18 protein-coding genes and 1 pseudogene are annotated in these 22,671 nt (G+C 64.5%); 2 read left to right on the top strand and 17 right to left on the bottom strand.

Annotated features, from left to right (window positions below):
* Both MKZ91_RS11375 and MKZ91_RS11370 read left to right on the top strand, forming a co-directional pair.
* A pseudogene (locus MKZ91_RS11375) lies at positions 1-189 on the top strand (sulfate ABC transporter ATP-binding protein); the annotation flags it as partial.
* 235 nt (positions 190-424) lie between these two features.
* Positions 425-1,789, top strand: a complete 1,365-nt coding sequence (locus MKZ91_RS11370) for an FAD-binding oxidoreductase (protein WP_336170985.1) — start codon at positions 425-427, stop codon at positions 1,787-1,789.
* Positions 1,790-1,852: 63 nt separating this feature from the next.
* Here the strand turns inward: MKZ91_RS11370 and MKZ91_RS11365 are convergent, their stop codons facing one another.
* The 17 genes from MKZ91_RS11365 to MKZ91_RS11285 form a co-directional block, all read right to left on the bottom strand.
* On the bottom strand, positions 1,853-2,362 hold the full coding sequence (locus tag MKZ91_RS11365; RefSeq protein WP_336170984.1) for an RES family NAD+ phosphorylase: 510 nt from the start codon (positions 2,360-2,362) through the stop codon (positions 1,853-1,855).
* Positions 2,362-2,733: an antitoxin Xre/MbcA/ParS toxin-binding domain-containing protein gene (locus tag MKZ91_RS11360; protein WP_336170983.1), complete on the bottom strand. Its 372-nt coding sequence runs from the start codon at positions 2,731-2,733 to the stop codon at positions 2,362-2,364. The genes MKZ91_RS11365 and MKZ91_RS11360 overlap by 1 nt, the downstream gene beginning before the upstream one ends.
* 72 nt (positions 2,734-2,805) lie before the next feature.
* Positions 2,806-3,591, bottom strand: a complete 786-nt coding sequence (locus MKZ91_RS11355) for a crotonase/enoyl-CoA hydratase family protein (RefSeq protein ID WP_336170982.1) — start codon at positions 3,589-3,591, stop codon at positions 2,806-2,808.
* Positions 3,588-4,457, bottom strand: a complete 870-nt coding sequence (locus MKZ91_RS11350; protein ID WP_336170981.1) for a hydroxymethylglutaryl-CoA lyase — start codon at positions 4,455-4,457, stop codon at positions 3,588-3,590. Before MKZ91_RS11350 ends, MKZ91_RS11355 begins: the two co-directional genes overlap by 4 nt.
* Positions 4,454-6,442, bottom strand: a complete 1,989-nt coding sequence (locus MKZ91_RS11345; RefSeq protein WP_336170980.1) for an acetyl/propionyl/methylcrotonyl-CoA carboxylase subunit alpha — start codon at positions 6,440-6,442, stop codon at positions 4,454-4,456. The genes MKZ91_RS11350 and MKZ91_RS11345 overlap by 4 nt, the downstream gene beginning before the upstream one ends.
* A 16-nt stretch (positions 6,443-6,458) precedes the next feature.
* A complete protein-coding gene (locus tag MKZ91_RS11340) occupies positions 6,459-6,842 on the bottom strand; it encodes a RidA family protein (RefSeq protein WP_336170979.1) in 384 nt (127 codons plus the stop codon).
* Between the two features lie 10 nt (positions 6,843-6,852).
* A complete protein-coding gene (locus tag MKZ91_RS11335) occupies positions 6,853-8,460 on the bottom strand; it encodes a carboxyl transferase domain-containing protein (RefSeq protein ID WP_336170978.1) in 1,608 nt (535 codons plus the stop codon).
* 45 nt (positions 8,461-8,505) lie between these two features.
* The gene (locus MKZ91_RS11330) at positions 8,506-9,669 is read right to left on the bottom strand and encodes an isovaleryl-CoA dehydrogenase (protein WP_336170977.1); all 1,164 of its coding nucleotides are present in this window, start codon (positions 9,667-9,669) and stop codon (positions 8,506-8,508) included.
* Positions 9,670-9,982: 313 nt separating this feature from the next.
* Complete coding sequence (locus MKZ91_RS11325) at positions 9,983-12,160, bottom strand: cellulose synthase (RefSeq protein WP_336170976.1); 2,178 nt, start codon at positions 12,158-12,160, stop codon at positions 9,983-9,985.
* The gene (locus MKZ91_RS11320) at positions 12,157-13,212 is read right to left on the bottom strand and encodes a glycosyl hydrolase family 8 (protein WP_336170975.1); all 1,056 of its coding nucleotides are present in this window, start codon (positions 13,210-13,212) and stop codon (positions 12,157-12,159) included. Before MKZ91_RS11320 ends, MKZ91_RS11325 begins: the two co-directional genes overlap by 4 nt.
* The gene (locus tag MKZ91_RS11315; protein WP_336170974.1) at positions 13,209-15,539 is read right to left on the bottom strand and encodes a cellulose biosynthesis cyclic di-GMP-binding regulatory protein BcsB; all 2,331 of its coding nucleotides are present in this window, start codon (positions 15,537-15,539) and stop codon (positions 13,209-13,211) included. The genes MKZ91_RS11320 and MKZ91_RS11315 overlap by 4 nt, the downstream gene beginning before the upstream one ends.
* A complete protein-coding gene (gene bcsA / locus MKZ91_RS11310; RefSeq protein WP_336170973.1) occupies positions 15,539-17,716 on the bottom strand; it encodes a UDP-forming cellulose synthase catalytic subunit in 2,178 nt (725 codons plus the stop codon). The genes MKZ91_RS11315 and bcsA overlap by 1 nt, the downstream gene beginning before the upstream one ends.
* A 108-nt stretch (positions 17,717-17,824) precedes the next feature.
* The gene (bcsN, locus tag MKZ91_RS11305; protein ID WP_336170972.1) at positions 17,825-18,736 is read right to left on the bottom strand and encodes a cellulose biosynthesis protein BcsN; all 912 of its coding nucleotides are present in this window, start codon (positions 18,734-18,736) and stop codon (positions 17,825-17,827) included.
* 220 nt (positions 18,737-18,956) lie between these two features.
* Positions 18,957-19,514 carry a gluconokinase gene (locus tag MKZ91_RS11300; protein ID WP_336170971.1) on the bottom strand — a complete coding sequence of 186 codons (558 nt, stop codon included), beginning with the start codon at positions 19,512-19,514 and terminating at the stop codon, positions 18,957-18,959.
* A gap of 96 nt (positions 19,515-19,610) precedes the next feature.
* Positions 19,611-20,306, bottom strand: a complete 696-nt coding sequence (locus MKZ91_RS11295) for a class II aldolase/adducin family protein (protein WP_336170970.1) — start codon at positions 20,304-20,306, stop codon at positions 19,611-19,613.
* Positions 20,303-21,772, bottom strand: a complete 1,470-nt coding sequence (locus tag MKZ91_RS11290; protein ID WP_336170969.1) for an FGGY family carbohydrate kinase — start codon at positions 21,770-21,772, stop codon at positions 20,303-20,305. Before MKZ91_RS11290 ends, MKZ91_RS11295 begins: the two co-directional genes overlap by 4 nt.
* Before the next feature lie 48 nt (positions 21,773-21,820).
* Entirely contained in the window at positions 21,821-22,669 is an 849-nt protein-coding gene (locus tag MKZ91_RS11285) for a sugar phosphate isomerase/epimerase family protein (RefSeq protein ID WP_336170968.1), read from the bottom strand.
* Positions 22,670-22,671: the final 2 nt, after the last annotated feature.

The raw sequence follows: 22,671 nt of genomic DNA, 5'->3' as shown, positions 1-22,671 counted from the left end.
CATCCCCATGTCGAGATCGAGCTCTCTCCCGAGCGCGCCGCCGCCGGCGACCACAGCCGCATCGCCTTCCGACCGACGAAGTGGAAGCTCTTCAGGGACAGTCAAACCGCGACAACGGAACCGGAAACGACCACCGATGCGGAGTCGGCTGAGGCCGAACCTTTTGAACTCGCCCGTACGGGGACTTGACCCCACTCCAGCGCCGCGTGACTTATCAGACGCGCAAAGGTCGCTGTAGCGCTTTAAAGTGCAGCCTGTTTTGAAGGGGATGCCTCACCATGCTCCCCCCTTAGCCGTTAGGTCCGCGGCGTGCCGGCAAAGCACGACGACAACGTCGCCGTTCCGATATCGGTTTGCCGCAAGATGCGCTAAGCAGAACCGTCCGCCACCAATGATCGGGCCGCGGCAACGGGAGAAACGCTGCATGACCATCGTCGACGACCTCAAGCAAACCCTCGGCGACATCGTGCTCAGCGGCACGGATATCGGCGAGCGCCACCGCAGTGACGCCAGCCTGACGGGCCTTGACCTGCCGAAAGCCGTCATTCGTCCAACCAGCAGCGATGAGATCGCCGCAGCACTACGGCTCTGCAATGCGCGCGGCCAAGCGGTCGTCGTCCAAGGGGGAATGACCGGTCTTGCCGGCGGCGCCAACGCCGACGGCGATGCGATCGCGGTCTCGCTCGAACGTTTTACCGGCATCGAAGAGGTCGACGCGCAGGCGGGAACGATGACGGTGCGCGCAGGCACCCCGCTCGAAGTGGCTCAACGCGCCGCGGAAGACGCAGGATTCCTGCTGCCGATCGACCTTGGCGCCCGCGGCTCCTGCCAGATCGGCGGCAACCTCGCCACCAATGCCGGCGGCATCCGCGTGCTTCGTTATGGCGTCACCCGCGACAACGTGCTGGGCCTCGAGGTCGTGCTTGCAGACGGCACGATCGTCTCGTCGCTCAACAAGATGATCAAGAACAACACCGGCTACGACCTCAGGCAGTACTTCATCGGCTCCGAGGGAACGCTTGGCGTGATCACCCGTGCAGTCCTGCGGCTGCGGCCGCTGCCGGCCGGCCGGCTGACGGCACTCTGCGCTCTCGACAGCTACGACAATGTCGTCGCCTTTCTGGCCCGGTGCCAGCGCGGTCTGCCGGGCCTCTCGGCATTCGAGGCGATGTGGGAAAGCTATTTCCGCTTCAACGCAGAAGCGGAAAAGCAGAGGCTCTTCGATGAGGTTCCACCCTTCGTCGTCGTTGTCGAGCAGGACCTCTTGGGAAATGAAAGCGAGCGCGATGCATTCGAAGCATTTCTCGGCGGTGCACTGGAGGACGAGATCATTAGCGATGCCCTGATTGCCCAATCGGAGAAGGAGAGCCGTTCATTCTGGAGCGTCCGCGAAGGTCACGCCATGGACAGCCAACTTCCCTCGCTGATCAATCTCGACGTCAGCCTGCCGATCGGCGTTATCGGCCGCTTCGCCGGAGAATGCGGCCAGGCGCTGTCCGCGCGGTTTCCCGCCGCGCACGTCTCCTTCTTCGGCCACGTCGCCGACAGCAACCTCCACATCGCGTTCTCCGACCCCGACAGCGACACGGAGACAGCGCATATCGTCGACGGCATCGTCTATGACATCGTTCGGCGCTACCGCGGTTCGATCTCGGCCGAACACGGCATCGGCACCCTGAAGCGCGACTTCCTCGACCATTCCCGCAGCGCCGCCGAACTCGAGCTCATGCGGCGGATCAAGCGCGCGCTGGACCCGAATGGCATCCTCAATCCGGGCAAGGTGCTTTAAGGGTAACTCCAGGAGCCGGAAACGGTACGCCTACAGGAACCCCGTACCTTCGGAACCCTGGCTTCAGAGCCAGGAGGCCGGCGTCTTCGGCAGCCGTCCCTCGGGATCGATGACCTTCAATTCAGCGCCGTCGCCTGCATTGCAGCGCCAGAGCGCAACGCAGCTGCCACCCGGCGACATGAAGGACGGGTAGATCAGGCCGTCGAAGCCTTGCGCCGCAAGATCCGCTTGCACGCGATGCGTCTCCGGCATGCGCCCGTGGTCGAGCGCGTCGCGCCATTCGCACCGGTGGATGGTCTCGCTAAGGCCGAGTGCGGCCAGACCGTCCGGTTCCGTCAGGTCAGCAAGCATGGCGCCCGCCAGTTCGAGCTGGGCGATCAGCGCCGGGTGCTGGACGAAGCCCTGATTATACTCGGCCCAGGCGGTCGACAGTTCACGCGCCGCATAGATCGTCGGCAGGCCGATGGGGTTCCACCGCCCGCCGAAACGTGCAGCACCTTCACCGGAAAGCGGCGCATGCGCCCAGCGCGGGACATAGGCGCGCCACAGGCGCACCGGCTCGCTTTGTGCCATCAGGAGTAGACGCCCGAACGCACGGCTTCGAGATAGGCGAGCACCTTGTCGGCCTTGCCTTCGCCGACAAGGTCATAGGCGGTCTTGCCGGCCCAGCCGGGGATGGGCTGGTGCTTGAACCAGATGACGGCGCGGCTGTCGTCGCCGGCCATTTCGCCGGCCATCGCAAGGATGCGAACGACGCCGCTCAGCGCCGCATCGACCTTGCGGGCGCTCGACTTCGCCGTCAGCGTGTTGCGCGCGACACCGATCAGTTTTGCAAGCTCAGCCAGCGTGACGCCAAGCCGGTCCGAAACGAGGCGAGCGGACAGGAAGGACGACTGGCTCTCGCCGTAGTCGGCAGCGGATATGTTGAAACTGACGGCAGCCATGGCAGGATCCGGTCCTATTTTGATCACTACCCAATCAAAGTAAGATCAAAGCATGCCCAAATCAAGGAAGGCCTATTGCCGCCACGCAGGCTCGCGTTTGTCAAAGAAGGCACCGACACCCTCGCGCGCCTCGTCGGATTCCCAGCAATCGGCAAGCTGCTCGATCGTCGCCGCGATCGTCTGCTCCGTGATCGGCGCCCCAAGCGAACGGGCCAACCGCTTGGCTCGACCCGTGGCCTCAGGCGCTGCCGAGAGATAGGGTTCAATCTCCGCTTCGACCGCTGCGTCCAGTGCATCCGCCGCAACAACGACCGTGGCGAGGCCCAAAGCGCGGGCCTCCTCGGCGCCGAACAGACGAGCGGACATGAACAGCGGCCGCGCCTTGCCCTCTCCGATGCGGGCGACAACATAGGGGCTGATGGTCGCCGGGATCAGGCCGAGGCGCGTTTCGGTCAGGCCGAACTTGGCATCTGAAGACGCGACCGCAGCATCGCAGATGCTCATCAGGCCGACACCACCGCCAAAGGCATTGCCGTGCAGGCGGCCGATCACCGGCTTGGCGATCTCGTTCAGTGCCTTGAACATCATTGCCAGTCGCGTCGCCTCGGCGATACGCGTCGCGCGATCGGCATCGAACTGCTCGCGCATCCAGCCAAGATCGCCGCCGGCACAGAAGCTGCGCCCCTCCCCCTCCAGAACGACAACCCGAACCGACCGCTCACCCGAAAGTGTTTCGGCAGCCTCGGTCAATTCCCTGATCATCTTCGCCGAAAGTGCATTGTGCTTCTGCGGCCGTGCCAGGGTCAGTCGAGCGACACCGCGGGCATCGGTGTCTATCCGGATGGTTTCGAACGTCATTGCCCACTCCTCAAAGTCCGCGCGAAGGCGGCTGCCTGTTCGAGTTTTGCCGTGTCCAGTCCGGCCGAGAAGCCCTTGGCCGCCAGGAAGGCGTTGACCGCGAGCGTGTCGACATTGCCGGCCGCGCCCGGCGCATAGGGGCAGCCACCAAGGCCGCCCGCGGACGCATCGAACACCCGCAAGCCGCGATCGAGCGCCACCGCGATGTTGTCGAGTGCGCGGCCGGAAGTGTCGTGGAAGTGGCCGGCCAGTTTCTCCGAAGCGATGCCTTCCTGCACCTTTGCCAGCATGGCATCGACCGCCTCCGGCGCGCCGCGGCCGATCGTGTCGCCGAGACTGATCTCGTAGCAACCGAGATTGTCGAGCAGGTTGGCGACATAGGCGGCGCTCGCCGGGGCGATTGCCCCCTCATAGGGGCACTCGACGACACAGCTCACATAGCCACGCAGCAGGAGCCCTTTTTTCCGGCAGACTTCGGCAACCGGACGAAACCGCTCAATGCTTTCGGCGATCGAACAGTTGATGTTCTTCTGCGAGAAAGTTTCCGAAGCCGAGGCGAAGATCGCCACCTCGTCCGCCCCCGCGTCGATTGCAGCCTCAAGGCCGCGCATGTTGGGCGTCAGCACTGCATAGCGCGTGCCCGGCCGCCGGATGATACCGGCCATGACTTCGGCGGCGTCGGCCATCTGCGGAACCCATTTCGGGCTGACGAAGCTCGTCACCTCGATGCGCTCGTAGCCGCAGTCGGAGAGTAGATCGACGAGGCGGATCTTGTCAGCGGTGTCGACAAGACGGCTCTCGTTCTGCAACCCGTCGCGAGGCGCCATTTCGACGATCGTCACATGCTGCCGCGCCGGCTTGCTCATGCCGCACTCTCCGGCTGCAGCATGACCAGCACTGCCCCCGCACTCACCTGCTCGCCCTCGGCGACATGCACGCTCTCGACCACGCCTGCACGCGAGGCCGACAGCGTCAGTTCCATCTTCATCGCCTCCATCACCGCAAGCGCCTGCCCCTTGTCGACGGCATCGCCGGGACGGACCCGGATGAGCTTGACGATGCCCGGCATCGGTGCGGCCACCTCGTCGTCGGCAACCTCGCTGGCGTGGCCGGCGCCAAGCGCATCCGGCAGGCGCAACACATATGTTTCGCCGTCGACGAACAGCGTGATCTGCTCGCCTTCGCGAAGGAACCGGAACACCTGTTGAGCGCCTGATATCTCAACACGGGCACCATCCTCGAAGCGGTCGAGAATGACGACCGGCAGTGCCGCCGCCCCGGTGTGGACCGCGAACTGATCGCGCCCGCGCGCTGCAAGTGCCACGGTCGCCCGCCCGCCGCTGTGCTCGATGGTGATGTTTCGGCTGGCGTCACCCCAGATCTGCCAGTGGCCGAGCGCCGACCACGGATCAGCGGATCCGTCGGGCCGCAGTGCCCCGGTCGATACGATTGCCGCCAGCGCCAGGGCTGCATCGGTGGGCGCGACCGGTGCCGTGAGGCGATCGATCGCGCGGTCGATCAACCCGGTATCCGGGTAACCGGCGCGAAAATCCGGCTCCGCTGCAAGCCGCCCGAGAAAATCGAGATTGGTGATCGTGCCGCCGATGCGGCAGGCCTTCAGCGCGTTCTCAAGCTTGGCAAGGGCGGTCGCGCGGTTCGGGCCGTAGACGATGAGCTTGGCGATCAGTGGGTCGTAGAAGGGCGTTATCCGATCGCCCTGACGGACGCCGGAATCGATGCGCACGCCGTCGGCGGGAAAGGCCAGCGTCGTCAGCCGGCCGGTTGCCGGCAGGAAGCCGCGCGAGGGATCTTCCGCATAGATGCGCGCCTCGAACGACCAGCCCTCGATGGTGATTTCGCTCTGCCGCTTCGGCAGAGTCTCGCCGGCCGCGGCCAGCAACTGCCATTCGACGAGGTCAACGCCGGTGATTGCTTCGGTGACCGGATGCTCGACCTGCAGCCGGGTGTTCATTTCCATGAAGTAGAACTGGTCCGGCCACAGGCCGTTGGTGACGTCGGCGATAAATTCGACGGTACCCGCGCCGACATAGCCGATCGCCTGCGCGGCCCTTACCGCTGCATCGCCCATGGCGCGGCGCACCTCCTCGGTCATGCCCGGAGCGGGCGCCTCCTCGATGACCTTCTGGTGGCGACGCTGCAGCGAGCAGTCGCGCTCGAAGAGATGGACGATATTGCCGTGCCGGTCGCCGAAGACCTGCACCTCGATGTGCCGCGGCTTCGTCAGGTACTTCTCGATCAGCACCGAGCCGTCACCGAAGGCGGCCTCGGCTTCGCGGCGGGCCGCCTCGAGCGCTGCCGGGAAATCGCCGGCATGGTCGACCCGGCGCATGCCCTTGCCGCCGCCACCGGCGCGCGCCTTGATCAGGACCGGGAAACCGACATTGGCCGCCTCTTCGGCCAGAAACTCCGGATCCTGCCGCTCGCCGTGATAGCCGGGCACCACCGGCACGCCTGACTGCTCCATCAGCGCCTTGGCCGCATCCTTCAGACCCATGGCACGGATTGCCCGGGCGGACGGTCCAACGAAGGTGATGCCCGCAGCTTCGACCGCTTCGGCAAAGTCGGCATTCTCGGACAGGAAACCGTAGCCCGGATGGATCGCATCGGCCCCGACCGACTGCGCAGCGGCAATGATCCGGTCGATCGACAGATAGCTTTCGAGCGCCGGAGCGGCACCGATGCGGACTGCCTCGTCGGCAAGCGCCACATGCAGCGCACCGACATCGGCATCGGAATAGACGGCGACCGTGCGGATGCCGAGGCGCCTGGCGGTGCGTATCACCCGGCAGGCGATCTCGCCGCGATTGGCAATCAGCAGCTTGGAAAACATTGGCATCTCCTGGCCCTTACTGCGCTGCGATCACATCGATTTCGAGCAGCCAGCCGGCGTCGAAAATCCCGGCGATCGCCACCGTCATCGCCGGCGCGAGCGCCCCCAGATACTCCTGTCTGGCCGCACGGTTGGCCATGGCGTGCTGGCGGTCGGCAAGCAGGACCGTCACCTTGACGATATCGGCCTTGGTCATGCCCGCAGCGGTGAGTTGCGCGTCGATGTTCCGCCACACCTGGCGAGCCTGCGCCTCGAAACCCTCTGGCAGCGCGTCTTCCTGTGTTAACGGCACCTGGCCACTGACGAACAGCAGGCGCTCGAAATCCTCGATCCGAACCGCCTGTGAATAGCCGCCGCGCGGTTGCGGCGCATTCTCGGCGTTGATGTTTTCGCGTTTCATCCGGATATCCCTACATCCTGAACAGGCCGAAGCGCGTATCTTCGATCGGCGCGTTGAGTGCTGCCGAAAGCGAGAGGCCGAGCACGTCGCGGCTTTTGCGCGGATCGACGACCCCGTCGTCCCACAGCCTGGCCGACGCGTAGAGCGGATGGCTCTGCCGTTCGAAAAGGTCGAGGATTGGCTGGCGGAAGCGCGCCTCCTCCTCGTCGCTCCAGGGCGTTCCCGCCCGCTTCAGCGCCTCGCTGCGCACGGTCGTCAACACGCCGGCCGCCTGCTCGCCGCCCATCACGGAAATGCGGCTGTTCGGCCAGGTCCACAGGAACCGCGGCGAGAAGGCCCGGCCGCACATGCCGTAGTTACCGGCGCCGAAGGAGCCGCCGACCAGCATCGTAACCTTCGGCACCCGCGCCGTCGCCACCGCCGTCACAAGCTTGGCGCCATGCTTGGCGATGCCTTCGGTTTCGTACTTCCGCCCGACCATGAAGCCGGTAATGTTCTGCAGGAAAACGAGCGGGATCTTGCGCTGGGCGCAGAGCTCGACGAAATGTGCCCCTTTCAGCGCGGACTCCGAAAACAGCACGCCGTTGTTGGCGATAATGCCGACCGGAATGCCGTGGATATGGGCGAAGCCGCAGACGAGCGTGTTGCCATAGCGCGCCTTAAACTCGTCGAAACGGGAGCCGTCGACCACACGAGCGATGACCTCGCGGATATCATAGGGCGTGCGCAGGTCGGACGGAATGATGCCGGCGATTTCCTGCGGATCGTAGAGCGGCGGCTCGGGCGTTGCGAGTTCGACCGTGCGGGGCTTGTGGCGGTTGAGGGCGCCGACGGCCCGGCGAGCGAGCGCCAGCGCATGGGCGTCGTCGCGTGCCAAGTGATCGGCAACGCCTGAAAGGCGCGTATGCACGTCGGCGCCGCCGAGGTCCTCGGCCGAGACGACCTCGCCGGTCGCCGCCCGCACCAACGGCGGCCCGGCAAGAAAGATCGTGCCCTGACCCTCGACGATGATCGTTTCGTCCGACATCGCCGGCACATAGGCGCCGCCAGCCGTGCACGATCCCATGACGACGGCGATCTGCGGGATGCCGGCTGCCGACATGTTGGCCTGGTTGTAGAAGATCCGGCCGAAATGATCCCGGTCCGGAAACACCTCGTCCTGGTTCGGCAGGTTGGCGCCGCCGGAATCGACCAGATAGATGCAGGGCAGATGGTTTTCCGCGGCGATCTCCTGGGCCCTCAAGTGTTTCTTCACCGTCAGGGGATAATAAGTGCCGCCTTTGACCGTCGGGTCGTTGCAGACGATCATGCACTCGCGGCCCGACACACGGCCAATACCGGTGATGAGCCCCGCCGCCGGTGCGTCGCCGTTATACATGCCGTGCGCTGCCGTCAGCCCGACTTCGAGGAACGGCGTTGAGGGATCGATGAGATTGGCGACGCGGTCTCGCGGCAACAGCTTGCCGCGGCTGACATGCCGCTCACGCGCCGCATCACCACCGCCGGCAGCCGCCAGCTTCACGGCCTCCTCGATCGTCGCGATCGCCTCGGCCATGGCCGTCTGGTTGGCTCTGAAGGCTTCGGAGGATGGCGAGATGTGAGATTTCAGAACGGTCATGAAGTCCTCATTCGATCGAGTTCGGCCGCTTCCGTCACATCCTGCCTAGCTCGTCTCGGTGAACAATTCCCGCCCGATCAACATGCGGCGGATTTCGCTGGTGCCGGCGCCGATCTCATAGAGCTTTGCATCACGCAGCAGCCGGCCCGCCGGGTAGTCGTTGGTATAGCCGTTGCCACCCAGCGCCTGGATCGCCTCAAGCGCGAGGGCAGTTGCTTTTTCGGCCGCATAGAGAATGCAGCCGGCGGCGTCCTTGCGCGTCGTCTCGCCGCGGTCGCAGGCCGCCGCCACCGCGTAGACATAGGCGCGCGCCGCATTCGCCGTCACATACATGTCCGCGAGCTTGCCCTGCATCAGCTGGAATTCGCCGATCGCCTGTCCGAACTGCTTGCGCTCATGGAGATAGGGGACGACGACATCAAGGCAAGCCGCCATGATGCCTAGCGGGCCCGCCGAAAGCACCACGCGCTCGTAGTCGAGCCCCGACATCAGCACGCGAACACCGCCGCCGACGGTGCCAAGGACGTTTTCCTCCGGCACCTCGCAATCGCGGAAAATAAGCTCGCAGGTATTGGAACCGCGCATGCCGAGCTTGTCGAGCTTCTGGCCAGTCGAAAAGCCGGAATAACCCTTTTCCACGAGGAACGCGGTAATGCCGCGCGGGCCGGCCGCCGGATCGGTCTTGGCATAGACGACGAGCACGTCCGCGTCCGGACCGTTGGTGATCCACATCTTGTTGCCGTTCAGCACGTAGCGGTCGCCGCGCTTTTCCGCCTTGAGCGTCATCGATACGACATCGGAGCCGGCGCCAGGCTCAGACATTGCCAGTGCGCCGACATGTTCGCCGGAAATCAGCCTCGGCAGATAGCGCGCCTTCTGGGCGTCATTGCCGTTGCGGCTGATCTGGTTGACGCAGAGATTGGAGTGCGCGCCGTAGCTGAGCGCAACCGAAGCGGATGCCCGGCTGATTTCCTCCATCGCGATGCAATGGGCAAGGTAGCCCATGCCGGCGCCGCCATAGGCTTCGTCAGCGGTGATGCCGAGCAGGCCGAGTTCGCCCATCTCTCGCCACAGGTGCATCGGGAACGCATTTTTGCGATCGGTTTCTTCCGCCAAAGGCGCGATGCGCTCGCTCGCGAACCGGCGCACGCTCTCGCGCAACGCATCGATGTCCTCGCCGAGCGCGAAGGTCAATCCGCCCTGAAACATGTCTGTCCTCCCGACGTCACTGCGGTGCGGTCTCCTCCCACACGACAGGACGATTGCGTTCCATCCTCTACGCGGATCGCGGCGAAAGCAATGATATCAGCGCCGCGACATGGCCGGACGATAGCACCGCGTTCCGCTAATTTCCTTCCAAAGAGCGGCGAAGCCAAGCACGATCTGAAAATCCGGAAGCCCCGGTCGATTGCATCCTGTGCGCGAGAGCGCTACCGCACCCTCGCGCTGCCTTCACCCGGTTCGGCGCAATCCGCGCACGCGCAAGGACGCGGACAGCTACGAACCTGCTGGCAGGGAGCGGTCAGTTCTTGTTCGGCCAGATTTCCTGGGTGGCCTCGACGGCCGCAAGGCCCTGCATCGCGTCACGGTTGCCGGTGGCAGCCAGCGCTTCGAAGACACGGCGCGCCTCTTCGAAGCGCTTCAGGTTCATGTAGGAATAGCCGCGCAGGACCATCAGATCCTGCCGTCGCGTCGAAATCTGCCCGAGCTGATCGAGGAACAGCAGGGCCTCGCGATAGCGTTTGGCGTCGAATGCGGCAATGGCGCGGTCGGCCAGGATCGCCGTTTGCAGTTCGTCGATCCGGCCGCGCGACTGCGTCGATTTGGTGGCCGAAACCGCAGCCTTGCTGGTCAGGCCGGCGCGCAGGTAGGCAAGGCTCTGGCCATAGGCGGCATCCTCGCGGATCTGCGACGCAGGCGCTTGCAGCGCAACCTCGAAGGCTTCGGCCGCCTCGAGCGGGCGGTTGAGGTCCATCAGGCACCAGCCGCGCGTCAAAGCCGCCTGGGGCGCAAGCCCGGTGGGATTGATGGTCGTGCGGCAACCGGCCCCGGTTCGCACCGCCTTCTGGGTGGTCCCGCCCGCGCGCGGCCTCTGGGTCACCGGCTGCTCGACGACTTCGGTGACAACGGTCGTGCGGGTGGAAGGCTGCGGCTGGCTCCGCTGTCTCTCGGCGGTCGGGACCTGCGCCCGGTTGATCTCGTCGAGCGTCTCCTTGACTTCGCCAAGCCGGGCGATGCGCTCGGAACGACCGGACCACAAGCGCTGGATCTCTGCGACCCCATCCTTGTCGCCCAACTGGTCGCGACTGAGCGCAAGGCCGTAGGCGGACGGCTCGTCGTCCGGCTTCCAGCGCAGGGCGGTCGCGAACCATTGCGCGGCCGTCGCTGGCTGATTGAGGGCGCGGGCATACCAGCCGAACTGCTGCGCTGTTGCCGCATCGCGACCCGTGGTGGTTTCCTGGGCAATGCGCGCCAGCACCGCCGCGTCCAGCGCGAGCGGCGGATCGATGGCAAGCACGTTGGCAGTGGCAGCAAAATAGGTCGCAAGCGCTTCCGGGGAACTATCGCGCCACGGATAAAGTACCGCCTCAGCCTCGGCTGGCGCCTTGCGCGCAATCAAAGTCAGGGCAAGGCCCTGCGACGCGGAGGCTGAATCTTCCTTGTCATGTGCGCGCCGAAACCATGGCTCGGCCGCACTCATATTGTCGCGGCGCAACTGGTACCAGCCGAGCAGCAGGGCATCGCTCGCCGTTCCGCCGGTCTCGGCCAGCCGTTCGACGCGCTGGACATACTTGGGATCGACCGCAAGCGCCTTGTCCTCGTCGCCCTCAGCGACGAAGCGACGCGCCAGATCGTCGCGAATGCTCTCGAATTCCGGCACGCCCTCTTGGTTGGTGCGCTCGTAGGCGAGCAGGTCCTGCAGCGTCGCATAGGGCAGCACCGCGGCCGCCTTCTGTACTGTCGCAAGCCGCTCGGGAGTGTTCTCGCAATTCTTCAGGACATAGAGATAGGCGTCTCGGGCCCGCTCCGAACGCTTGGTCTCGGCAAAGGCATTGGCGACATGCCACAGCACATCCACCTCCGAGCAGGTGAGAAGGCTCGGCGTGCTGGCGGCAACCGAAATCACCGTCTCGTATTGTTTCAGCTCGGAAGCATTCACCAGCCGGGCACGCGCCTCGGCGACGTTGAGCCGCTCCAGGAGATCGGAGGGTGGCTGCCATGCCGCTTCCTTCGCCTGGCGCTCGGCAATCGCCTTTCGAACTTCGGCGTAGCGACCTTCCGAGTAAAGACGCCACATGGTTTCGAGCGCGACGTCGGTGTTTTGCGGCACAGCCAGCGGATCGGCCGGCGGGACCCAGTCGGGGTAAAGCGAGCGCAGGCGCGAGATTTCCGCCTGCAGCCGGGCCGTGTCGCCCTTGGCCGCGAAATAACGCAGGGCCGATTCGTCGACGATCGGTTGCGGCTTGGCGGACTTCGCCTTTTCGTCCGATGGCCGTTCCGCCTGCGCCACCTGGGTGAACTGCGGAGCAGAGCTCCGGCCAACTCCGGCGCCATTTTCAGGGACGGCAGCGGCGGTCACAGGCTCAGGCGAGCCCGTGAATTTGTTGGTATTCTGGCGCAAGAAGCCGCCATCGGTCAGTCCGGCAACCCCGATCGCCGTGGTCATTACAGCAGCAATGGCAACGATTGAGGTTTTCATAGACACTCCGGACGCTTCTCCTTCACGTAAGACAGCCCCAAGAGGTGCAGCGTGGAAGGATAATATTGCGTCGGGCTGAACACCTTGACGCTGTCGGGTATGACGGCCCGGTCCAAGACACAGGCCAGAATATGGTTAACAAATCGATAACCGGGGTCGGTCAGGTTGGTTTGCACGGCGCCGGTCGAGACGTCGCTGAGGACGAGCGCATCACCATCACCTGCCGTGCCCTGACGCAACCGCGCCATCAGGTCCCGTCCTCCCATGTCCGCGCGTGCAAGATAGAGCGGAATCCGCAACGCGTTATAGCCGTATTCGGCCGGAAAACCCTGGGCGGGCTTTGGCATTGTTTTGAGGCTCACCCAATCGGCGGCAAGTTTTCGCGGACCGAGCTGAACGGCGTTCAACAGGGCCAGGCCGTCGTCCGAGAGCTTCTTCCAGCGTGGCGACGGCGCCACGCGGTCGAGTGCGGGGAAGGCCTCGAAGATCCAGTAGGACGGATTGACGACCGGGCCGTCGGCGCGCTCGGTCACGCCAAAGCCTGAAACACCCGGCAGCAGCAATGTCCGGCCACCATGATCGAGCAGCGTGTTGTCGAGGAGGGCCTTGGCGATCCGCGATGCCGCCTGCAGATAGTCCTGCCGCTTCCAGCGCTCGCCGGCCAGTACAAGCGCGTAGGCGATCAGAATGTCGCCGTCGGTGGCGTTGTTGATGTCGATGACATGCGGTCTTTCGCTCGGGCTCCATTTCCAGGCGGCCAACCCGTCGTCTCGAAGCAGCAGTTCACGGCGCGTGAAGGACCAGATCAGCGCGAAATCGGGCGGATTATCGGCGAGTACGGACAGAAGCAGGCCATAGCCCTGGCCTTCACTGTGGCTGACATTGCCATTGGCATCGTCGATGATACGGCCTCCGGGATCGAGGAAGCGGGTCTTGTATTGCGCCCAATCCTCTAGGCTGACCGAGCCGCCCTGCCCGGCCGCCGCACCGGCAGACGACGCCGGCGTCATCAGCGCGAACAGTCCGGCCAGGAGTGCGGCTCGCCACATCATTTGCGTCGCCCGATCCGGGTCAGCATCGCGGAGGTCGCAAGCCCCAGAAGGACCGACAACCCGATCAACAGCAGCGCATAGACCATGATGTTGCTGGACAGCCAGTTGGCAAAGATCAGGCGATAATTGGTGAGGGACGGCGGTTGCGTCTGGACGAAATCGAAACCGGCAACCGGCGTGACCTCGATCTTGTCGGCGGCCGGCTCGTAGGCCGAAACCCGGCCGGCAAGCTGCTGCCAGCGCGTGACGTCGGCAATGGCCGCAGCACCCTCGCGCAGCCGCTTGGCCGTCGGCGCGGTCAGCAAGGTCCAGGTCGCATCATCGGTCGGGTTGGCGCCCTGGGCGAGGACCAGGCTTGCGGTTTCCGGCGGGGCAAATTCGGCCTGTGCCTCAGGCAGAATGCGCAACGAACTCAGTGAAATGTCGAATTCCTGCTTCACCCAGGTCTGGAATCCCGTGACCTGGTTTCGCCACGCGCCACCGCTCAAGCGTGTCCGCCACTCATCGATCGCCCGCTGCGTTTCGTCCGGGGAACCGGCATCCTCGGCATTCCCCCAGGAAATCTGCCGGGTGGCGTCGATGCCAACCTGCGTCAACACCGTCTTGGGCAGTTGCGGCATCGCGCCAACGAATAGCGCATTGCGGCTGCCGGCGGCCAGAGGCGAGGTGATTACCTCAACGGTGATTGGCCTGCCCCCGGCAACGGCAAGCCTGGCGAGGAAAGTCGCGGTCGCCGACAGCGTGTCTTCATCGGCGCGGTCGAGAAAGAGCGGAACGGCCGTGGCATCGTTGCGATAGGGCGCGCCGGCGCCGGAGATCGCCGCAAGATTAGGCCGGCGGCCAATACGGGCAAACTCCGGCATGCGCAGTTCGGAGGTGTCGAACAGGGCGAAGCGCGGATCGTTGGACCCCGGCGTTCCCGGCGCACAGGCCTTGTCCGGCTCTGCCGTCAGCACGGCCTCGATCTCGATCAGGTTCGGGCCGGGCTTGAAATGGCGCATCGTGACCTTGATCGGCAGATGCCGGAGGATATCGCCGGTCACCGAATTCAGCGGGATGGTCGACGCGATATTGCCGTTGACGTAAATGTCGATGTGGCTGCCAGGCAGAACCGCTTCGGTATAGGCCGCATCGAGCAGCAGGGTGGCATCGCCGTAGGCGTCGGCATAGAAGTCCGAGGGCACGGCAACGGAGAAGCGTGTACGGAACCGCCGGCCGGTGAATTCGCTGGTCTCCACCCCAAGCTCGGAGAAGCGCAGACGCGCGCTCGAGACGACCAACGGTGTCTCCGGCAAGTGCCAACGCGCCGTCGCTATCACATCCCGCGGAATGTTGCTCGGACGGTCCATCGGCTGCGTGACCCCTTCGATCGCCTCCTGCACTGCGGACCAATCCGGACCGCTGATGACCAGCAACGATGCCTTGGTCCTGTTGTCGCGCACGAACATCGCAACCGGGCCATTCGCGGCACCATCCGGCAACCGTTCGAGGAGCGGAGCCACTTCGTCGGCGGTGCCGACCAGGGCGGTTATCTCGCCCGGCTTGCCAAGCTCGGGCAGGGTCTCGCTCAGGCCGAATTCCTGGGCGGGCATCTGCCCCCTCAGTGCCAGGCCTTGCGCAAGCCGCATCAGCGCCGCGATGCGGCTCGGCTGCTGCAAACCGGGGACCACGAGATTGAACCGCGTCCTGCCGTGCTCGTCGAGACCGACCGCGCGCACGTCGTCAAGGCTTGTGAGCGCCTGACTGTCGCCTGACGCAAAGCGGATGAAGGCGGTATCCGGAGCAATCTCCGTCCACAATTCATAGGTCGATTCGACCGTGCAGTCGGTGCGGTGGCGCTGGCGAACCTGGAAGCGGATGTCATTCGAGCCGGCATGCAGAAGGCCCGGCTTCAGGTCGTAGCTCAGCGGGGTAGCCGCCTCGGCGGACCCGATAGGCCCCTCGCCGGCCAGTTCGCCGTTGACGAAGACCGACAGCATCGACACTTCGGGCGCAACGACAATGGCGTTCTGATAGGCAAAGTTCAGCGCGCTAGCAGATTGCGCCTGGGCCGGCGTCAGATAGACCGACCAGGCGCGTTCATCGACCTCTCCCGTCAGGGACAAGGCGCTAAACGGGATGATGAAGCGCTTGAATTCGTCCAGCACGGCAGTGCTGCTCGGTGCTTCCACCGCCGCCCCCTCATTCTGGCCGGAGGTCGCCGCTGGCGGCTGAAAAACGGGCGCATCGGCCGGACGCTCGCCGGACATGTCGAAGGGGGCAGGTTGCGCGAAGGCACCGGTCGCCGCGACCACCCACAGAGACGCGAGGAAAGCGAGCCTGATCATCAAGCGCCCTCCTTCTGAGCATCGGAGCCGCGCAGGCTGCGCAGGAAATAGATCAGGCCGCGGCTTGTCTGGTACAAAGCCAGCCACAGGAACCAGAGCGTTCCTCGCACCAGTCCCGGGTTGCCGCGCCGCGCACTCTGGAACTCGCTCCATTGCCGCGAATTGGCGAAGATCAGGTCGGCGACAAGGCTGTGATGGCGTGCCGCCTGCGGCAGATAGCGGCAGCCGACGCTGGTGATGTCGCCGTCGACCTCCTTGTTCCGGATCGCGACTGGGAGCGATTCCGGCGTGCCGTCGCCGCTATAGGGCTCGAAGCGGATCGCGCCCTCGGTATCGGTCGGCAGCGTCGATGCATCGATGCCATAGACCTGGACACGGGCGCCGTGGGCAGAAACGTCTTCGATCGTCGCGGGATACCACTGTCCGCCAACGCCGAACTCGCAGCGACGGCTGACCTTGACGCGACGCGATGAGGCGAGCTCCCCGCGCTCGGACACAACGCCGAGCACGCAACCGGCCATCACCAGGTTGAGCAGGTTCCAGCCGCCGACGACCAGTGTCACGTCGGCCTTGTAGGGCTCGGTGTAGACCCTGTAGATCGTCATCAGCAGGGCGACGAAGAGCACGGCAAAGATCACGAAGAACGGCCGGCCGATCTCCGACAGCCGGCTTTCCTGGATCGATTCATCCTTTGCGGTCACCTTGAAGGTCGGTCGGCTGGGGCTCATCAGCACGGAAATGACAGCCGGCAGCAGATGCACCGTTTGCGCGAGCTCGTAGAGTTCGGAGATCCAGGGCCAACGGAACGAGCCATAGAGGTAGTTCTGCATCATCAGGTTCACGAGCATGTAGGCAAGTGTGTAGGCAAGGAACTCGCCACCCGACGCCGTGAAGATCTGCAGGTCAAAGAACAGGTAAAAGAGCGGCGCGAAGAGAAAGATCGTGCGCGGGATCGGAAACAGCCAGAACAGCGTCGACGACATGTAGCAAAGCCGCTGCGGGATCGACAGACCGCCCTTGAACAGCGGAAAACGGAACAACAGGATCTGCATCATCCCCTGGGCCCAGCGGCTACGCTGGCCGATGAAGCTCGCGAATGTCGCCGGCTGCAGTCCGGCGATCAAGGGGCGGTCGACATAGATGCTGTTCCAACCCCGTCCGTGCAGAGCCAGTGCTGTTTCGCAATCCTCGGTGATGCTCATGCCGCTGAAGCCTTCCGTGTCCTCGAGCGCCTTGCGCCTGAGCACGGCCGCCGAACCACAGAAGAAGGCCGCGTTCCACTTGTCGAGGCCGCGCTGGATGATGCCGTAGAACATCTCGTTCTCGCTCGGCATCTTCTCGAACGTCCGCAAATTGCGTTCCAGCGGATCGGGATTGAGGAAGAAGTGCGGTGTCTGGACCAGAAACAGCTTCGGATCTTGCTCGAAGTAGCCGACGGTCTCCAGCAGGAAGTCGCGCGCCGGCGCGTGATCGGCATCGAAGACCGCAATCAGCTCGCCATCGGAATGCAGCATGCCGTTGTTGAGATTGCCAGCCTTGGCATGCTCGTTGCGGTCGCGCGTCAGGTAGCGCACGCCAAGATCGTTGCAAAGCGCCTGCAACTCGACATGGCGGGCGGAAGCGCGCTGCGCCTCGACGAGGTTTGCCGAAAGCCGCTTCTGTTTCGTGCCGCCGTCATCGAGCAGCCAGACCGTCAGCTTGTCGGCGGGATAGTCCATCGCCTTGGCCGCCGCCAGCGTATTGGCGAGCAGCCCGGCATCCTCGTTGTAGGACGGCACGAAGACATCAACCTTCGGAAACTTGCCTTCGGATATGGAGCTTGCCTTGCGCGGTGGCAGCGGCATGGCGACCACGAACAGGCTGAGCGACAGCATCATCACACTGTACATCTCGGCGAGATAGAGCAGGAAGCCGGGGATGAAGTTCTCAAGCTGGTTGAGGGGTGGCAGCGTGCTGGTGGTGCGCCAGTAGACGTAGCGCAGCACCACCGCGGTACCGAAGGCAAGCGCGATCAGCCGCCACCGCCCGCCGGCATTGGCGAGCTTCAGTACGGCCATGAAGGTGACGATGAGAACGCTGACGATCAGCTGGGTCTGGAGGTTTACCGGCAAGGTGATGACGGCAATGACGCAAAGCGAGAAAAACGCCCAAGCGGCTACGGATCCGACCTTGCTCATACATTTGCCTTCCAGCGTTCGGCATCATGCCACTGGTATGCTCGACCTGTATCCGACCGAGTTCCCTCAAACCTCCAACGCCCTTACCAAAGGATGGTTAGCGGTCGATTAAGGGCATGTTCCCCCGGCCTGTTGCCCGTCGCATGCCGGTGCCGGCACCACCACGTTCGGCACCGCTTTTCTCGTCGTGTCCGGCTGCGGCAGCGTCACCGTGCCATCCGGCTGAGGAACAGGTATCGTTGACCCGGCCGTCGGCGTGACGGTGGGCTGCTCAGCCAGGGTCGAAACGGTGCTGCGCACTTCGCGACGGATCACCGGCTGCACCTGGCGCCTCGTCACCACCGCCGGAGCACTCTCGGTCGGCGCTTCTTCCTTGCGGTAGATCGGGCTGCCCGTGCGGCCTATGCCGGCGTCCAAGGGCGCTGGCGCACCATAGGGATTCCAGGCCGGATCACCGAAGGTACCGGTGATGGTATAGCCATAGACGGGCGCCAGCAGTTCGGCCTCGCTCGCGCCGGTTGCGCAATAGCGAAGCTTGATCTGGATGGTGCCGTAGCCCTTGAGCGGCGAGCGGTGGTTCTCCGGCTGGCGGATCTGCTGCCAGGCAAAGACACAGGCGTCGTTTGCCCTGCCGCGGCCGAAGGCATAGCCGAAGGGACCGTAGTTGTTTTGCAGGAAATAGGGCGAAAGCGCGAGCGGAACGCCGGGCAATGCCCGGCGCGCCTCTGCCATCATCTTGTTATCCCGGATGCCGGCATAGGCACTGCGCTTCTGCTGATCGAAGCGCGCCTCCATCGGCCCGAAAAACCTGGCGTGCAGCACGTTCTGCCCGGGCGTTGCCGCCGAGGTGTAGAGGTAGATGTCCTGCTCGATGGCGTTGGTGCTGCGTCGTTCGATAACGTTCGAGATCGCAGGGCCGCCGGGTGGTGGCAGGACCAGCGCGGTTTCCGAGGGAACCATGGTGCTGCTGGTCGGTGTGCCGACGTCCTGGCGCGTCGTGCAGCCGGAGACGAGTGCCACCGCCGCCAGCAGCGGCGCGACACAGCGCCACGGTTTTGAAGGGCGCAGCCGCCCTTGCGACGTGCCGAATCTCCGACTCAGATATCGTTGCATCATGGCTGAGCATTAGTTGATTCACCCCGTTTCGCAAACCCGGGAAGAATTGGGACCGGCATGCGCAACGGCATGCCAGTCCCCTGCCATCGGCTGTTTAAGGCCGCACGCGAAGACCATTCCGACCCTAGTGGGCGCCTTCAACACCCGCCTTTGCAAGCGCCGCAAGCGCGGCGCGGATAACCACCTGAGACGGCGGCGCGACGTCGACTGCGACGGTCAACGGCTCGCCGGCCGGATCCTCCAGCGTCGCGAGCTGAGTGTCGAGCAGCGAAGCGGGCATGAAATGCCCCGACCGGCGCTGCATCCGCCCGACCAGTACGTCGCGATCGCCGTGAAGGTAGACGAATGCGACGGGTTTGCCGGCGCTCTTGCGCAGCAGATCGCGATAGCTGCGCTTCAGCGCCGAACAGGAGACAACAAGCGGCGCGTCGCTCGACGCGAGTTGCCTGCCGATTTCTTCAAGCCAGGGCCAGCGATCCGCATCGGCGAGCGGAATGCCGGCCGACATCTTCAGGATGTTCTCTGCGGGGTGCAGGGCATCGCCCTCGACGAAGCGGTAGCCGCAGGCATCGGCGATCGCCTCGCCGACCGAAGTCTTGCCGGTCCCCGACACGCCCATCACCACGATGGCCCCTCGAAACGTCAGGCTAACGCCAGCCTCTTGCGTTTCGTGCTTCGACATGGACTGCTCCTCGTGGCTGGCATTCACATCCTTCCTGATACCTTCACGATGCCGGACGAACAAGGCCAGCTACACAAGTGCACGCGACCTTGTACCTCAAACGGCGGCGCGCGGGCGCGCGACGTCATTGACGCCCTCGCCATCCGGCGCCTGGCCGTAGCTCATGCGGCGCATCTGCCCGATCACCCGCTCCATTTCGTCGTCGGGCAAGATCGGCGGCTCGCCAAGCGTCAGCGCCTGGACATACATGCGCGACAGCGTCTCGATTTCGATCGCCAGCCACAGCGCGGATTCCAGTGTCTTGCCGAGCGAGATCTGACCGTGTTGCCCAAGCAGGCAGGCGATACGATCCTTCAGCGCCACAAGTGCGTTGTCGGACAGCGCCTGGGTGCCAAAGGTCGCGTATTCGGCGCAGCGGATCGTCGTACCGCCAGCGATACCGGTCATGTAATGAAAGCTCGGGATTGTCTTGTGATGGCAGGCGAGCGTCGTCGCATAAACCGAATGGCAATGCAGCACGACGTTGATATCCGTGCGCTCCCTCAGGATGTCGCGATGGAAGCGCCATTCGGACGAAGGGCGACGCCCGACATAGGTGCCGTCGAAATCCATCTCAACCAGATCCTCCGGCTGCATTGTCTCATAGGCCAGAGATGACGGCGTGATCAGGAAGCCATCGGCCGTTCGCACCGACAGGTTACCGGCGGTCCCCTGGTTGATGCCACTCGAGTTCATCCGGCAGCAGATGTCCACCATCTCCCGGCGCAGCGACAGATTGTCGACCTTCATCATCGATATGTCCTTTCAAAATCACGATTGAAGCCAGTGTTGTGCCCGGTACCGGCGCGCGCCCGCCATTGCGACGCATAGACGGCAACCGTTGGCCAGAGGTGTTGAATGTCGCCAGGATCGGCAAGCGAGAGCGGCGAGGATTCCCGGCGCCTTCCCTCGCTTGCCAGCAACGCAGCGCCGGAGGCGACGCCATAGGCGTCGAGATTGAAGCGGACCCGCCGGCTCGGCATCAGCGCCGCGACGAGGCGGGCATAAAGCGGATCGCGCAGAAAGCTGCCGTCGAGTACGACCAGCTGCCCGGGCCCCAGCGCCTCGATGCATTCGGCCGTCAGCAATGCGCAATAGAGGAGCGCCAGCGCCTTCCTTTCGATCGGCGTTTCCGGTGGCGGCCCGCTGATGCGCCCGCGCCCGGCACTCTCGGGAAAGAGGCCATCGTCGTTACCGAAAGAGGGGAGCGCCATGGTGCGCTTGGCGATCAGGCTGAGCACGACGTCGTCAGGCACTGGCGCCTCGGGCAGCTCACGCCCGGCGACATGCGAAAACTCTCGGCCGCCCATGGTGAGAACACCGCCGAGCGGCCGACCGAAAACGTCGCTGTTGAGCGTCATGCCACGATGCTCGTCGAGCCGGTCGAGCGCCGTGCGACCACTGAAGCCAACGATCCAGGTCCCGGTGGAAACAACGATGAAATCGCTGAGGCCAGCCGCTTGGTAGCGATAGTGGTTGAGGCTGCTGTCGTGGCCACCCGACAACACGCTGAGGCCATCCGGCACACCGAAGCGGCGGACAAGCTCCGGTCGCACCTTGCCAAGGACCTGCCAGGCATCGGCGAAATCCGGCATCAGCCGCCGCCAGCCGCGCGCGGCGACAATTGGGGCGAAGCAACGGTTCGCGACATTCCAGAGATGGGACTGTGCCCCGAGCAGGCTCGCTTCGGATACGGCAACGCCGGACAGGCGCCACGCCCAGTATTGCGGCAGGCCGAGATACCAGCGCGCGCCATTAACCGCTTCCGGCGCGTGCTCCTGCATCCAGTAGAGTTGACGTGCCTGGTGGGTGGCGCTGTGCATCATTGCGCTGCCCCGGTCGAAGAAGGAGCCTGCGAGCGGCGCGTAGCCGAGCCGGATCTGCTCCGGCAACGGCTGCTCGTAGTCGATCATCGGCAACGCCACTCCGGAGGCGAGATCCGGATCATCGCCGACGAGCACGCCGCCGGAACCATGTCCGGCGGCGACGAAAGTCTGCAGCGGGTGGCGCCGGCCAAGCTCGGCAAGACTGGAGAAGACCCATTCGCCGAGCGCGTCGAGATCGTGGTGGCGCCAGGGTGGCCCCGGCAGCACCGGATTGGCAATACTGAGCGTTTCCAGGACGACACCGTCCGCCGTCACCGCATTCAGCTTGACATTGGTCTTGCCGACATCGAGCACGGCGACCGTGCCGGCTTTCCCGTCCGCTGCGACTGCCATGAGGCGACCCTCCCGTCGTGATCCAAGAGGCGCTGTACGCGCGCCCGCCTAGATCAATCCGTATTGCTTCGCCTTGTTCCTGAGGAACGGCAGACCGTTGCCCATGACCTCCTCCTCGTCCTTGGCGACCGGCCTCCAGACGGCAAGGCCATAGGCGACTTCCGGCGGCATGTTGATGAAGCTCTCCATCGCGAGCCCCCCCTTGAAGCCAATCGCCGCGAGCGTCGCAAAGATTTCGTCCCAGGCGCAGTTGCCGTAGCCGGGCGTGCCGCGGTCGCTTTCGGACAGGTGGATGTACTTGATGAAGTCGCGGGCATCGAGGATGCCGGTGCCGATGCCCTTTTCCTCGATGTTCATGTGGTAGGTGTCGAGATGGACGAAGACGTTGTCGGCTCCGACCCGCTTGATCATGTCGACCGCCTGCCAGCCGGTGTTGATCAGGTGGTTCTCGTAGCGGTTGACGGCTTCGACCCCAAGTTCGATGCCACGGGTCTTTGCATGCTTGGCGGCCGCCTGTAGCACGCGAGCAATGTTGTCATACTCGGCCTCGGTCGGCGGCACGCCGGTGCGTTCGCCGATGCCGCCATAGATGACGCCGGAAAGCGCTTCGCCGCCGAGATCGGCCGTCTTGTCGATCGCCACCTTCAGGTGCTCGATCGCCGCATCCGGCCGAACGGACGCCCAGGCGCGCTCCGGCAGGCCCAGCGAGCAGACGGCGCGCAGCTTGTTCTTCTCAAGCAGCGCCTTGGTATGGTCGGTGTCGACCGCCGGCGGGTTGAGCATCGGGATCTCGATGAAATCGACGCCGTACTTCACCGCCGCTGCAACGGCGCGCTCGGCGCCTGGGCGATCCCAATTCATGGTCCACATGCTCGTATGGACGCCAAAACCCTGCATGG

The organism is Ensifer sp. MJa1 (assembly GCF_037026475.1).
Lineage (GTDB): Bacteria > Pseudomonadota > Alphaproteobacteria > Rhizobiales > Rhizobiaceae > Ensifer.
The sequence above is the reverse complement of the archived record's forward strand: the minus strand, read 5'-3'. Positions and strand labels throughout refer to the sequence as shown.